This window comes from uncultured Acidovorax sp. (assembly GCF_964021665.1).
GTDB classification, from domain to species: Bacteria; Pseudomonadota; Gammaproteobacteria; order Burkholderiales; family Burkholderiaceae_C; genus Acidovorax; species Acidovorax temperans.
The window spans coordinates 1-12,069 of sequence record NZ_CAXIAK010000096.1; the positions used below are offsets into that span (position 1 = coordinate 1).

10 protein-coding genes, 1 pseudogene and 1 riboswitch are annotated in these 12,069 nt (G+C 64.4%); of the genes and pseudogenes, 8 read left to right on the forward strand and 3 right to left on the reverse strand.

The genetic code is table 11. The annotated features are described in order from the left end of the window. Positions 1 to 628, forward strand: a pseudogene (locus AADJ04_RS15505) (hypothetical protein); the annotation flags it as partial. A 73-nt stretch (positions 629 to 701) separates the two neighbouring features. Next, positions 702 to 1,940, forward strand: coding sequence for a zinc ribbon domain-containing protein (locus tag AADJ04_RS15510; RefSeq protein ID WP_341240160.1), 1,239 nt, complete (start codon positions 702 to 704; stop codon positions 1,938 to 1,940). Between the two features lie 63 nt (positions 1,941 to 2,003). Here AADJ04_RS15510 and AADJ04_RS15515 read toward each other — a convergent pair whose 3' ends face one another. Together AADJ04_RS15515 and AADJ04_RS15520 are read right to left on the reverse strand one after the other, a co-directional pair. Next, on the reverse strand, positions 2,004 to 2,915 hold the full coding sequence (locus AADJ04_RS15515) for a PPK2 family polyphosphate kinase (protein WP_341240161.1): 912 nt from the start codon (positions 2,913 to 2,915) through the stop codon (positions 2,004 to 2,006). A 131-nt stretch (positions 2,916 to 3,046) separates the two neighbouring features. Further along, positions 3,047 to 3,988 (reverse strand): LysR family transcriptional regulator, encoded by a 942-nt coding sequence (locus tag AADJ04_RS15520; RefSeq protein ID WP_341240162.1) that lies wholly within the window; start codon positions 3,986 to 3,988, stop codon positions 3,047 to 3,049. A 97-nt stretch (positions 3,989 to 4,085) separates the two neighbouring features. Between AADJ04_RS15520 and AADJ04_RS15525 the strand changes: the two genes are divergently transcribed. From AADJ04_RS15525 to AADJ04_RS15540, 4 genes are all read left to right on the forward strand, one after another. Then, on the forward strand, positions 4,086 to 4,523 hold the full coding sequence (locus AADJ04_RS15525) for a PACE efflux transporter (protein ID WP_341240166.1): 438 nt from the start codon (positions 4,086 to 4,088) through the stop codon (positions 4,521 to 4,523). Positions 4,524 to 4,541: 18 nt separating this feature from the next. Then, positions 4,542 to 4,651: riboswitch (S-adenosyl-L-homocysteine riboswitch) on the forward strand. A gap of 20 nt (positions 4,652 to 4,671) precedes the next feature. After that, the gene (gene metH / locus AADJ04_RS15530; protein WP_341240163.1) at positions 4,672 to 7,416 is read left to right on the forward strand and encodes a methionine synthase; all 2,745 of its coding nucleotides are present in this window, start codon (positions 4,672 to 4,674) and stop codon (positions 7,414 to 7,416) included. A gap of 226 nt (positions 7,417 to 7,642) precedes the next feature. Further along, on the forward strand, positions 7,643 to 7,912 hold the full coding sequence (locus AADJ04_RS15535; RefSeq protein WP_066698200.1) for a helix-turn-helix transcriptional regulator: 270 nt from the start codon (positions 7,643 to 7,645) through the stop codon (positions 7,910 to 7,912). A gap of 47 nt (positions 7,913 to 7,959) precedes the next feature. After that, positions 7,960 to 9,264, forward strand: a complete 1,305-nt coding sequence (locus AADJ04_RS15540) for a type II toxin-antitoxin system HipA family toxin (protein WP_341240167.1) — start codon at positions 7,960 to 7,962, stop codon at positions 9,262 to 9,264. 146 nt (positions 9,265 to 9,410) lie between these two features. Here AADJ04_RS15540 and AADJ04_RS15545 read toward each other — a convergent pair whose 3' ends face one another. Further along, positions 9,411 to 9,806, reverse strand: coding sequence for a RidA family protein (locus AADJ04_RS15545; protein WP_207375402.1), 396 nt, complete (start codon positions 9,804 to 9,806; stop codon positions 9,411 to 9,413). A gap of 140 nt (positions 9,807 to 9,946) precedes the next feature. Between AADJ04_RS15545 and AADJ04_RS15550 the strand changes: the two genes are divergently transcribed. Together AADJ04_RS15550 and AADJ04_RS15555 are read left to right on the forward strand one after the other, a co-directional pair. After that, positions 9,947 to 10,876, forward strand: coding sequence for a LysR family transcriptional regulator (locus AADJ04_RS15550; protein ID WP_341240164.1), 930 nt, complete (start codon positions 9,947 to 9,949; stop codon positions 10,874 to 10,876). A 60-nt stretch (positions 10,877 to 10,936) separates the two neighbouring features. Then, entirely contained in the window at positions 10,937 to 12,052 is a 1,116-nt protein-coding gene (locus tag AADJ04_RS15555) for an ISAs1 family transposase (protein ID WP_341240165.1), read from the forward strand. Positions 12,053 to 12,069 lie beyond the last annotated feature (17 nt).

Consider the following 12,069-nt stretch of genomic DNA (forward strand, 5'->3'; position numbering starts at 1 on the left):
GCTCGGCCTGGGGGGTATCGCCGTGGTCGCCGGGCTGGCCTGGTGGCTGCTGGGCACCAAGCCCGCAGCCCCATCGGCCAGCGTGCAGCCAACGGCAGCCCAGGTCAGCCCCGCGGCACCGGCCGACGCCAGCCCCGCAGCGGTGCCACTGGCCCCCGCTGCGCCCCCCGCCGCCGCGGTAGAGCCGCCGCCCCCGGTGGCACCCGTGACCGCTGGGCCTGCCGTGGCGTCGCCCGCGGTGGGCAGCGCTGCGGCTCCAGCCCAGGCGGCACCAGCTGCGCGGCCCGCACCCAAGACGGCTGACGCAGCGCCAAAGCCAGCCCCCAAGCCTCGCGCCAATGCGCAGACCCAGGCGCCCGCCGCCAACGAGCCGCCTTGGCAGCATGACGGCCCGCGCGGCCCCGCACCGGCCACGTTGTCGCAGCCCAGCGCGGCACCAGCCCCCGCGCCTGCGGGCGAAGGCCTGGGCCCTTTGCGTGCAGCCCTGCGCCAGTGCGACAGCCAGGACAACATGCTGAGCAAGGGCGTGTGCGTGGTGCGTGCGCGCCACCAGCACTGCGGCAGCAACTGGGGCAAGGTGCCCGAGTGCCCCATGAGCAACCGCAACAACGACCCTTACAGCAACTGATCGGGTCGAGTCCACACAACGGGCCCGCTGCAGCGGGCCCGCCATGCATACCAAACCAACCGAGGGAAAAACCATGAGCCAACCACTTGTCCGAGCGGACAACCCGTATTCCATTTTTCGCCTGCCCGAGGCACTGACCTGCTGGCCTGCTGTCTCCGTGATGGCGGCCTCTTTCCTCGTCGCTGCCCTGGTGTTTGCGCTGGGCGGTGCCCTGGCCCGCGTGTGGATGGGGTTCACGGTGCTGCTGGCACTGGTGGCCATCGTGGTGGGGCTGGCTGGCATCAGTGGCGCTGGCGCCTGCTTGTCAGACCTGGCGCGCAAGCGCCCCTACCGGGGTCTTGTGGGCTACTTCATCGCCGGGTTGCTGTGCCTGCCCAAGCTGCTGGGCGCCGGGCTGCTGATGATGCTGGCGGCGCTGGCCCTGTTCCTGGCCCTGGCCGTGGTGTTTTTCATCTGCAAGATCCCGGTGCTGGGCCCCTTGCTGCTGGTGGTGGTGGTGCCCGTGGCCGTGCTGGCGATGGCCGCGCTGATGCTGGCGCTGTACGTGGCCTCGTCCATCGTCGGCCCCGCGCTGTGGGATGGTGAGCGCGTGATGCACTCGCTGTCGATCACCTGGCACATCACCCGCAAGTACCCGTTTGCCGCCATCGGCAAGATCGTGGGCGGCATGCTGCTGTCGGCCATCTTTGCTTCGATGCTGTTCGGCCTGATCACCTCGGCCTCGTTCACGGTGGGCGGTTTGTTTGCTGCCGTGGTGGGTATGGGCGGCGACTTTGGCGGTGGCATGGGTTATGGCATGCGCCATGGCATGGGTGGCGGCTTCAATCCGCTGGCCGTCATGATGGGCGGCGCCTCGGGCCACGTGATGGGCGCGGGCGTGGGCTTCAGCCTGGTGTTTGCGCTGGCTTCGGCTTTCGTCTTCTTGCTGCCGCTGATGGTGGGCGTGCTTACCTGGTGCGAGTTTTCTGAAAAGGTCGATCTGGACAGCATTCGCCAGGCGGCCGATGAAAAGCTCCAGGACATGAACAACAAGATGGCCGACCTGAAGGAAAAAGCCCAGGTCCAGGCCGCCGCTGCGGCGGCTGCAGCCACCGCGGCCACACAGAAGACCCCCGCTGCCAGCCCTGCGGCAGAGCAGCCCTCCGAAGCCACGCCTGCGGCGCCGGTCGCGCCCACGACGGCGGTAGCCGCCGCCACTTCCGCATCAGCAGCCCCTGCGGCACCTGCCGCTGCACCGGCCTGCCCCCAGTGCCACGGCACGGTGCAAGCCGGTGACCGTTTCTGCGAACACTGCGGTCACAAGCTGGTGTAAGCCGTTGCCGCCACCACCCAGCGCAGGGGGTGGCGGCTCTGTCTGGGGGCGTCTTGCCCCCGGTCACTCCACCGTGAAATGCTCCAGCGCCGAGTCACCCGTGGGGTAGCGCAGCTGCAGTCCTTTCAGCACTTCGCGCACCAGTGTGGCGATCATCAGGTTGCGGTGTGTCTTGGAGTTGGCTGGCACGATGGTCCATGGCGCCCAAGGCGTGTGCGTGGCCGCCAGCAGCATTTCGTACGCCTTCTGGTACTCGCTCCACTGCTTGCGTGCCTCGATGTCGCTCATCGAGAACTTCCAGTGCTTGGCCGGGTCGTCCAGGCGTTCCTGCAGGCGTTCGCGTTGCTCCTCAGCGCTGATGTGCAGCATGAACTTGAGCACGATGGTGCCGGTGTGCGTGAGCATGCGCTCGAAATCGTTGATGTGCCCAAAGCGCTGGTGGTGTTGCTCCTTGGTGATCCAGCCGTTGACCGCGGGCACCAGCACATCCTCGTAGTGGCTGCGGTTGAATACCGTGATCTCACCTGCCTTGGGCACCTTCTGGTGAATGCGCCACAGGTAATCGTGGGCGCGCTCTTCCTCGTTGGGCGCAGTCCAGCCCACAGCGTGCACGCCCAGCGGGCTCATGCGGCCAAACACGCCCCGGATGGTGCCGTCCTTGCCCGATGTGTCCGTGCCCTGCAGGATCACCAGCAGTTTGTAGCGCTTGTCGGCGTAGAACAGGTTCTGCAGTGTGTCCAGCTCCTGCGCGATGGACTCTGTCATGGCCTTGTCCTTGAGCTTGTCGCCCAGCGAAAAAGGCTTGGCTGACGGATCGAAGTCCGAAAGCGATACCGTGCGCCGGTGCTTGCCGGCCTTGCGCCGTTCAGGCAGGCCGTTGGCTTGCGTTTCATCGTTGTGCAGCGGCGCGTCCGGCTGCCATTGCGACCAGCGTTGGGCCACATCTTTGTTGCTGCTGTGAAACGGGTGGTTCATGCGGACTCCTTCGGGGCCCATGGTAAGCCAGATGCTCAGCCATTACCCTGGAAAACCAATTTCTCAATGCTATTGAAAATATAGCTACAACGGCATCGCTGGTTGGCGCTAGCACCCAATAAACGCTCTCATCAAACTGTCTCGGTCTGCAGTGCCTGGTTGTCATTCATCAGCGCCACAAAGCGCCGTGCCCCCAGGCCCAGGGGCCGCTCTTTGGACCACACCACGTCCACCCACAGCGCAGCGCCGTTGCTCAGGTTCTCAAACGGCATCTCCACCAGCGTGCCTGCCGCCATGCGGGGCTGCACCAGGGCGCGCGGCTGCCAGCCCCAGCCCAGGCCGGCCTCGATCAGGCCCAGCGCGGCCAGGTGGTTGTCGGTGCGCCAGTGGTGGCGGGCAAACACAAAGCGCGGGTCGGTCTGCCCCAGGTCACGGCTGGCCACCACGATCTGGCGCGTGGTGGTCAGGTGCTCCTCGCGCAGCATGGCCGCCTCGGGCGGTGCGCCGCGCGCCATGGCTGCAGCGCGGGCGGCCACCAGCACCGGGTGCTGCGGCGCCATCACGGCCACCAGCGTTTCGGTGCCCACTTCCTGAAAACCCTCGCGCCCGTCGATGCTGGGCCGCTCAAACACCAGCGCCAGCTGGGCGCGGCCACTGTGCAGCAGCGCCAGCGCATCGACTTGCGGGGCCGTCAGCACTTCCACCTGCAGCAGCGGGTATTCGTGCGCCAGTGCGGCCAGCGGGGCCGTCCAGCGCGAGGCCAGCAGCTCGGGCGCAATTGCCAGGGTCAGTCGTTCTTCCAGCCCCTGCGTCAGCGCCAGCGCCTGGGCATTGAGCTGCTGCAACTGCCCGGCCAGCAGCCGCGCCTGGGGCTCCAGCGCCCGCGCTGCGGCGGTAGGGCGGGGCTCGCGGCCGCTGCGGTCAAACAACTGCACGGCCAGCTCGGCCTCCAGGTGGGCGATGGTCATGCTCACCGCCGAAGGCACCCGCGACAGTGCCCGCGCAGCGGCCGAGAACGAGCCGTGGTCCAGCGCCGCGAGGAACACTTGCACGCTGTCGGAGGTGAATGCCATGGTTGATTTGTCAGAAATTCTGAAAGAAGCTGACTTTATATATCAGCCTAGAGCACATAAAGTGCGGCCCATGGCAACTTCCAACCCTGTTTCCAGCCTGCAAGGCATTCGACGCCGCGTGGTGTACGTCACGCTGTATGAACTCATCGCCATCGGGGTGGCCACCTTCGGGTTGGCCGCGCTCACGGGGCAAAACGCATCGCACGCGAGCGTGGCTTCGGTGGCTGCTTCGGTGATCGCTGTGCTGTGGAACATCGGATTCAACTGGGCTTTTGAGCGCTGGGAGTCGCGCCAGGCGGTGCGGGGGCGCAGCGTCAAACGCCGCATTGCCCACGCCATTGGCTTTGAAGGCGGGCTGGTGTTCACGCTGGTGCCGCTGTTTGCCTGGTGGTTCAACGTGAGCCTGTGGCAGGCCTTTGTGATGGACCTGGCGCTCATCGTCTTCTTCCTTTGCTACACCTTTGTCTTCAACTGGGTGTTTGACCAGGTGTTTGGCTTGCCTGCTTCGGCCATGGCTGCATCTGCGCAGGCGTAAGCACTTAAAATCGCCGCTTCGCCCAAGGAGCGTTGCAGCGGCAGCCTGATTCCACCCCACGATGGTGGCCGGCTACCGTCAGGCTTGGGCGCCCTGCCTTGGCCCCATCGCAACGACGCTCACCTGTTTTGTCCGTGTTTCTGCACAGGTGAGCCCTATGTCTGCTATCTCCGTCCCTCCCATGAAACTCTCTGGCCTGGAGCCCGTCTCCATCGGTCAGGACACCCTGTTCGTCAACGTGGGCGAGCGCACCAACGTCACCGGCTCCAAGGCGTTTGCGCGGATGATTTTGAACGGCCAGTACGAAGAAGCCCTGGCCGTGGCCCGCCAGCAGGTGCAAAACGGCGCGCAGGTCATCGACATCAACATGGACGAGGCCATGCTCGACAGCAAGGCCGCCATGGTGCGGTTCCTGCAGCTCATCGCGTCCGAGCCCGACATCGCCCGTGTGCCCATCATGGTGGACAGCTCCAAGTGGGACGTGATTGAAGCGGGCCTGCGCTGCATCCAGGGCAAGGGCATCGTTAACTCGATTTCCATGAAGGAGGGGGTTGACGAGTTCAAGCGCCAAGCGCGCCTGGTCAAGCGCTACGGTGCGGCCGCCGTGGTGATGGCGTTCGACGAAAAGGGCCAGGCCGACACCTTCGCGCGCAAGATCGAGATTTGCGAGCGCGCGTACCGCATCCTGGTGGACGAAGTGGGCTTCCCGCCTGAGGACATCATCTTCGACCCCAACATCTTCGCCGTGGCCACCGGCATTGAAGAGCACAACAACTACGCGGTCGATTTCATCGAAGCCACGCGCTGGATCAAGCAGAACCTGCCGGGCGCCAAGGTCAGCGGCGGCGTGTCCAACGTGTCGTTCAGCTTCCGTGGCAACGACCCCGTGCGCGAGGCCATCCACACCGTGTTCCTGTACCACGCTATCAAGGCCGGCATGGACATGGGCATCGTCAACGCGGGCATGGTGGGCGTGTACGACGACCTGGAGCCCGTGCTGCGCGAACGCGTGGAAGACGTGGTGCTGAACCGCCGCCCCGATGCGGGTGAGCGCCTGGTCGAAATTGCCGAAACCGCCAAGAGCGGCGCCAAGGACGAGAGCAAAAAGCTCGAATGGCGCGGCACGCCCGAGCACCCCAAGACCGTCAACGAACGCCTGACCCACGCGCTGGTGCATGGCATCACCGACTTCATCACGGAAGACACCGAAGAGGCCTACCGCGCCATCCTGGCCAAGGGCGGCCGCCCGCTGCACGTCATCGAAGGCCCGCTGATGGACGGCATGAACGTGGTGGGCGACCTGTTTGGCGCGGGCAAGATGTTCCTGCCCCAGGTGGTGAAAAGCGCCCGCGTGATGAAGCAGGCCGTGGCCCACCTGCTGCCCTACATCGAAGAAGAAAAGCGCCAGATGGAAGCCGCTGGCGGCGACGTGAAGACCAAGGGCAAGATCGTGATTGCCACCGTCAAGGGCGACGTGCACGACATTGGCAAGAACATCGTCACCGTCGTCTTGCAGTGCAACAACTTTGAAGTGGTGAACATGGGCGTGATGGTGCCCTGCCACGAGATCCTGGCCAAGGCCAAGGAAGAGGGCGCGGACATCGTGGGCCTGTCGGGCCTGATCACTCCGAGCCTCGAAGAAATGCAGTACGTGGCGGGTGAGATGCAGAAAGACGAGCACTTCCGCAACAAGAAAATCCCGCTGCTCATTGGCGGCGCCACCTGCTCGCGCGTGCACACCGCCGTCAAGATCGCCCCGCATTACGAAGGCCCTGTGGTCTATGTGCCCGACGCCTCGCGCAGCGTGAGCGTGGCGCAAAGCCTGCTGGGCGATGGCGTAGAGAGCTACGTGGCCGAGCTGAACGCCGACTACGACAAGGTGCGTACCCAGCACGCCAACAAAAAACAGGTGCCGCTGTGGCCCCTGGCCAAGGCGCGCGCCAACAAGACGCCCATCGATTGGTCTGCCTACCAGCCCGCCGTGCCGCGCGCCCTGGGCCGCCGGGTGTTCAAGAACTTCGACTTGGCCGAGCTGGCCAAGTACATCGACTGGGGCCCGTTCTTCCAGACCTGGGACCTGGCCGGCCCGTACCCCGCCATTCTGACTGACGAGGTGGTGGGCGTGGAAGCCACGCGCGTGTTTGCCGACGGCCAGGCCATGCTCAAGAAGATCATCGAGGGCCGTTGGCTCAGCGCCAGTGGCGTGATGGCCCTGCTGCCTGCCAACAGCGTGGGCGACGACATCGAGTTCTACACCGACGACACCCGCACCGAGGTGGCCATGACCTGGTATGGCCTGCGCCAGCAAGCTGAAAAGCACACCATCGACGGCGTGACTCGCCCCAGCCGCTGCCTGTCTGACTTTGTGGCCCCCAAAGACAGCGGCATTGCCGACTACGCGGGCCTGTTCGCCGTGACGGCCGGGCTGGGTGTGGAGAAGAAGGAAAAGGCGTTCATTGACGCGCTGGACGATTACTCCGCCATCATGTTCAAGAGCCTGGCCGACCGCCTGGCCGAAGCCTTTGCCGAATGCCTGCACCACCGCGTGCGCACCGACCTGTGGGGCTACGCAGCGGGCGAGCAGTTGAGCAACGACGACATGATTGCCGAGAAGTACCGCGGCATCCGCCCCGCGCCCGGCTACCCCGCCTGCCCCGACCACAGTGCCAAGACCGACCTGTTCCGCGTGCTGAACGCCGAAGAAATCGGCATGGGCCTGACCGAAAGCCTGGCCATGACGCCCGCCGCCAGCGTGAGCGGCTTCTACATCGGCCACCCCGACGCGGTGTACTTCAACGTCGGCAAGATCGGCGAAGACCAGCTGCACGATATGGCCCAACGCCGTGGCATGGACGAGAAGGTGCTGGAGCGGCTGCTGGCGCCGAATCTGTGATGCTATGAATTGGATAGCTGCCTGCGCTTATGGGACGGGCGCTGCAGCTATTTTTTATAGACGCTTCTTGCCAGAGGCTGGTAGATAAAACCCAAGCCACAGCTTTTGGTTTGTATTTCTGAAAAACATCTTTTGATTTGTTTTTTGGATATCAGAAAACGCACTATAGTTTGTATTTTGAAAATACAATCCAAAGTATGTTTTTTGCCGAGACTAATCTGTGCCCATGGACGACACCTTCACCGTTCGCACCACTGAACAGTTACCGCAGCTTCTAAAAGCCTTTCGCAAGAATGCGGGCTTGACCCAGGCGGATGTGGCCCTGCGCCTGGGCGTGACGCAGCAGACGGTGTCTGCCCTGGAGCGCAACGCCGAGGCTGTGAGCGCCGAGCGGCTGATGCGCTTGCTGAACATCCTGGGCGTGGAGTGGGTATTGCGCACCCGCAGTGCCTCCCCAAGCGAACCATCAGCGCCGGGCGACGGCGCCCACTGGTGAGCGCCATGGCCAGCCAGCAACGCAGCCGCAAGGCGCTGGGGCTGTGGATGAACGGCCACTTTGTCGGTACCTGGAGCCTGGAAGCTGGTGGCGACGTGCTGCAGTACGACAGCCAATGGGTGCAATCGCCCCAGCGCCGTCCCCTGTCACTGTCTTTGCCCTTCACGCCGGGCAACCGCCCACACAAAGGCAACGCAGTGCGTTTCTACTTTGAGAACCTGTTGCCCGACAGCAAGGACATTCGCGAGCGGGTAGCGCGCCGCTACCAGGTAGGTGCCACAGACGCCTACACCTTGCTGCGTGAAGTGGGGCGGGACTGCGTGGGGGCGCTGCAAATCCTGCCCGCGGGCGATGAGCCGCCCACCGACCTGCGCGTGCAGGCTGAACCCATGAGCGACCACGCCGTGGCCCAGCGCATCCGCACCCTGGCCCAGCCCGGGGCATTGGGCGATGCGGGCATGGCCGATGATTTCCGCATTTCGATTGCAGGGGCGCAGGAAAAGGACGCCTTGCTGTTCTGGCAAGGGCGCTGGTGCCGCCCCTTGGGCGCAACACCCACCACCCACATCTTCAAACTGCCCCTGGGGTTGATCGGCAACCTGCAACTGGACATGCAGCATTCGGTAGAAAACGAATGGCTGTGCGCACAGTTGCTGGCCGCCTATGGCTTGCCAGTGGCACCGTGCGAAATACTGCGCTTTGAAGACCTGAAAGTGCTGAGCGTGCAGCGCTTTGACCGACGCGTATGGAACGGCGACACGCTGCTGCGCCTGCCGCAGGAGGACATGTGCCAGGCCACCGGCACATCGCCCGTGCTGAAGTACGAGGCCGACGGTGGCCCGGGGGTAGAACGCATCATGGCCGTGCTGGATGGCTCGGCCCAGCGCGAGCGTGACCGCTTTCACTTCTTCATGGCGCAGTTGCTGTTCTGGATGCTGGGCGCAACCGACGGCCACGCCAAGAACTTCAGCCTCTTCCTGCGCCCTGGCGAAAGCTTCGAGATGACGCCCCTGTATGACGTGCTCTCCGTCTACCCGCTGCTGGGCGAGGGGCCGGGCAAGCTGTCGCCCCACAGGGCACGCCTGGCCATGGCGGTGCGTGGCAAAAATGCGCACTGGCATCTGAACAAAATCTTGCGCCGCCACTGGCAGGCTGTTGGAACGCGCTACGGCATCGTGTCGCCCAAAGGGTTTGGCGTGGATGCGTTGATCGCCAAAGTGGTAGAGCACACCCCTACTGTGGTGCACCGCGTGCAGCAAAAGCTGCCTTCAGGCTTCCCGGAGCAGGTGGCGCAGCCTATTTTCGCCGGGCTCCTTCAGGCCGCCGATCGCTTGGGGCGGGTGTATGAGTGATGAAGCTCGACTCACAAAATCCCTTGGCACCGTTGTCCCGCCTTGTCATACCTTGAGTATTGCGGGAAGTGGAAGGCATGGCAGGCCGCTACGCTGAGCTTTGCTGGCTGCTCTCAACCCGGGACGTGCGTAGCGACAGGCACACGTCAACTCCGCGGCAGCTTTGCAATCACCTTGATCTCAAACTGAAATCCATACAGCCAGGTCACCCCGATGCCCGTCAGCGTGGGGTAGGGCGCCTCGCCCCAGAACTCGGGCACGATGCTCCAAATGGTCTCGAAGTTCGCCTCGGGGTTCACCACGAACATCGTCACGTCCACCACATCGCCAAACGTGCAACCGGCTGCCTGCAGCACCGCGTTGAGGTCGGTGAACGCCCGGCGCACCTGGGTGACCAGGTCTGGCTCGGGCGATCTATCTTCGCGGCTGCCGACCTGACCAGAGACGAAGAGAAAACCGTTGGCGCGCACGGCGGGTGAATAGCGGTTGCGCTCGTACAGCGCCTGTCGGCCTGCGGGGAAGACAACGTCACGGGTAGGCATGGAAGGTTCTTTCACGGGCGAGTGGTTGGTGATCCAGCCACTGTAGAAGCGTGCTCTGTTCCGATAAACAGGCTAATCTGCGCAGTACTGTTCTTCATCGCCAAACAATAAACAACGGGCCGCGCAGCGCCCCTACCGCCATGGACCGTTTTGATGCCCTGCAGGCCTTTGCCCGCGTGGTGGAATCGGGCAGCTTCACCAGAGCCGCCCATACCCTGCACATGAGCCGCACCACCGTGACCCAGCTCGTGCAGCAGCTCGAAGCCCGCCTGCGCGTGAAGCTGTTGCACCGCACCACGCGCAGCGTGCAGCTCACGGCCGATGGGGCCGCGTATTACCCGCGGGTGGTGCGCCTGCTGGCGGACCTGGAAGATGCCGACGCCAGCCTCTCCAGCGCCGTGGCTGCGCCCCGGGGGCGGCTGCGGGTGGATGTGCCCGGCCCGCTGGCCAGCCTGGTCCTCATCCCGGCGCTGCCGGCCTTTCATGCGCAGTCCCCCGACATCCAGCTCCACCTGGGCGTGAGCGACCGCGTGGTGGACATCGTGAGCGACCAGGTGGACTGCGTGGTGCGCGGCGGCACGGTGACCAACCCTTCACTCATCGCGCGCCATGTGGGCGACCTGGCTTTGCGCGTGTATGCCGCGCCCAGCTACCTGCAACGTTGCGGGGTGCCGCAACACCCCACCGAACTGGAAGGGCCGCACCACCACACCGTGGGCTTTGTGTGGGCCCGCACCGGCAAGCCCCTGCCCTTTGCCATGCGCCGGGGCCACGAGCAGGTGCAGGCCCAGGGCCGCTATGTGTGCGCGGTGGACGATGGCAATGCCTACCTGGCCGCAGGCCTGGCGGGCCTGGGTGTGCTGTGGTTGCCCGACTACATGGCGAAGCCGCATGTGGCCGCGGGCACCTTGGTGCCGCTGTTTGCTGACTGGCAGATGGACCCCATGCCCTTGCACGTCGCCTACGCACCGCACCGCCACGTCAGCGCCAAGCTGCGCGTGTTCATCGATTGGGTGGCGGCATTGATGGCGGAACACGCGCCGCTGCCAGCCCAGGGCAATCGCATCTAAAAGTGCGCCTTAAACCCGGCGACACTGCAGCGCTTGAGTCACTTGCCAAACGCTGTTGAGATGAGCCTGCTGCAACACCTGCAAAACATCCCCGATCCCCGCGTGCAGCGCACACGCCGCCACGAACTGCAATCGATCCTGGTAGTGGCGCTGTGCGCCACCATCGCAGGCGCAGACAACTGCGTAGAGATGGCCGAGTTCGGCCAGCAGCACCAAGACTGGTTTGAGCGCTTGGTGCCGCTGCCCTCGGGCATTGCCTCGCACGATACCTTTGCACGGGTGTTTCGCCTGCTCGATGCCAAAGAGTTGGAGCGGGCCTGCCAACAATGGCTCGCCCAGGTAGCAGGCAGGGTACACGGCACGGTGGCCATTGACGGTAAAAGCGTGCGCGGCAGCAGCAAAGCAGATGCTCGCAGGCCACTGCACATGGTCAGCGCCTGGGCGGCAGATATGGGACTGCTGCTGGGCCAGTGCAAGGTCGATGGCAAGAGCAACGAGATCACGGCCATTCCCGAGTTGCTGCGCTTGCTGCACCTCAAAGGCTGCATCGTCACCATTGACGCCATCGGCTGCCAAAAGAGCATCGCCCAGCAGCTTCACGAGCATGGCGCGGACTATGTGCTGAGTCTCAAGGGCAACCAGCGACACATGCACCAAGTGGTGCAAAAGCACTTTGAAGTGCAGGGTAGCCAGGAGCGGTTCGAGGAGAACACCTATACCGAGAGCTGCAGCGGGCACGGGCGCCAGGAACTACGCAGCTACCGGCTCAGCCCTGTGCCTGGGGCGTTACAGCGAGCAGCAGCCCACTGGCCGGGGCTGACCAGCGTGGTGCAGGTCGTGCGCAGGCGCCAGCAAGCGGGAAGCGAGGCCAGCGAAGAAGTCAGCTATTACCTGAGCAGCTTGCCAGCGCACACGCCCGCGAAGGTGCTGGCGCACAGCATCCGAGCGCACTGGAGCGTGGAGAACCAGTTGCACTGGAGTTTGGACGTAGCGATGCGCGAGGATGCGGCGCAGTCATACAAGGATCAAAGTCCGCACAACCAAACGGTGCTCAGACGCATGGCGCTGCAGGTGCTCAAGAATGACACCTCGGTGAAGATCGGCTTGCAGGCCAAGCGCAAGCGGGCGGGGTGGAGTCTGGGTTATTTGGAACTCCTCTTGGGCATCTCCGTTTAGATGCGATTGCCCTGGCT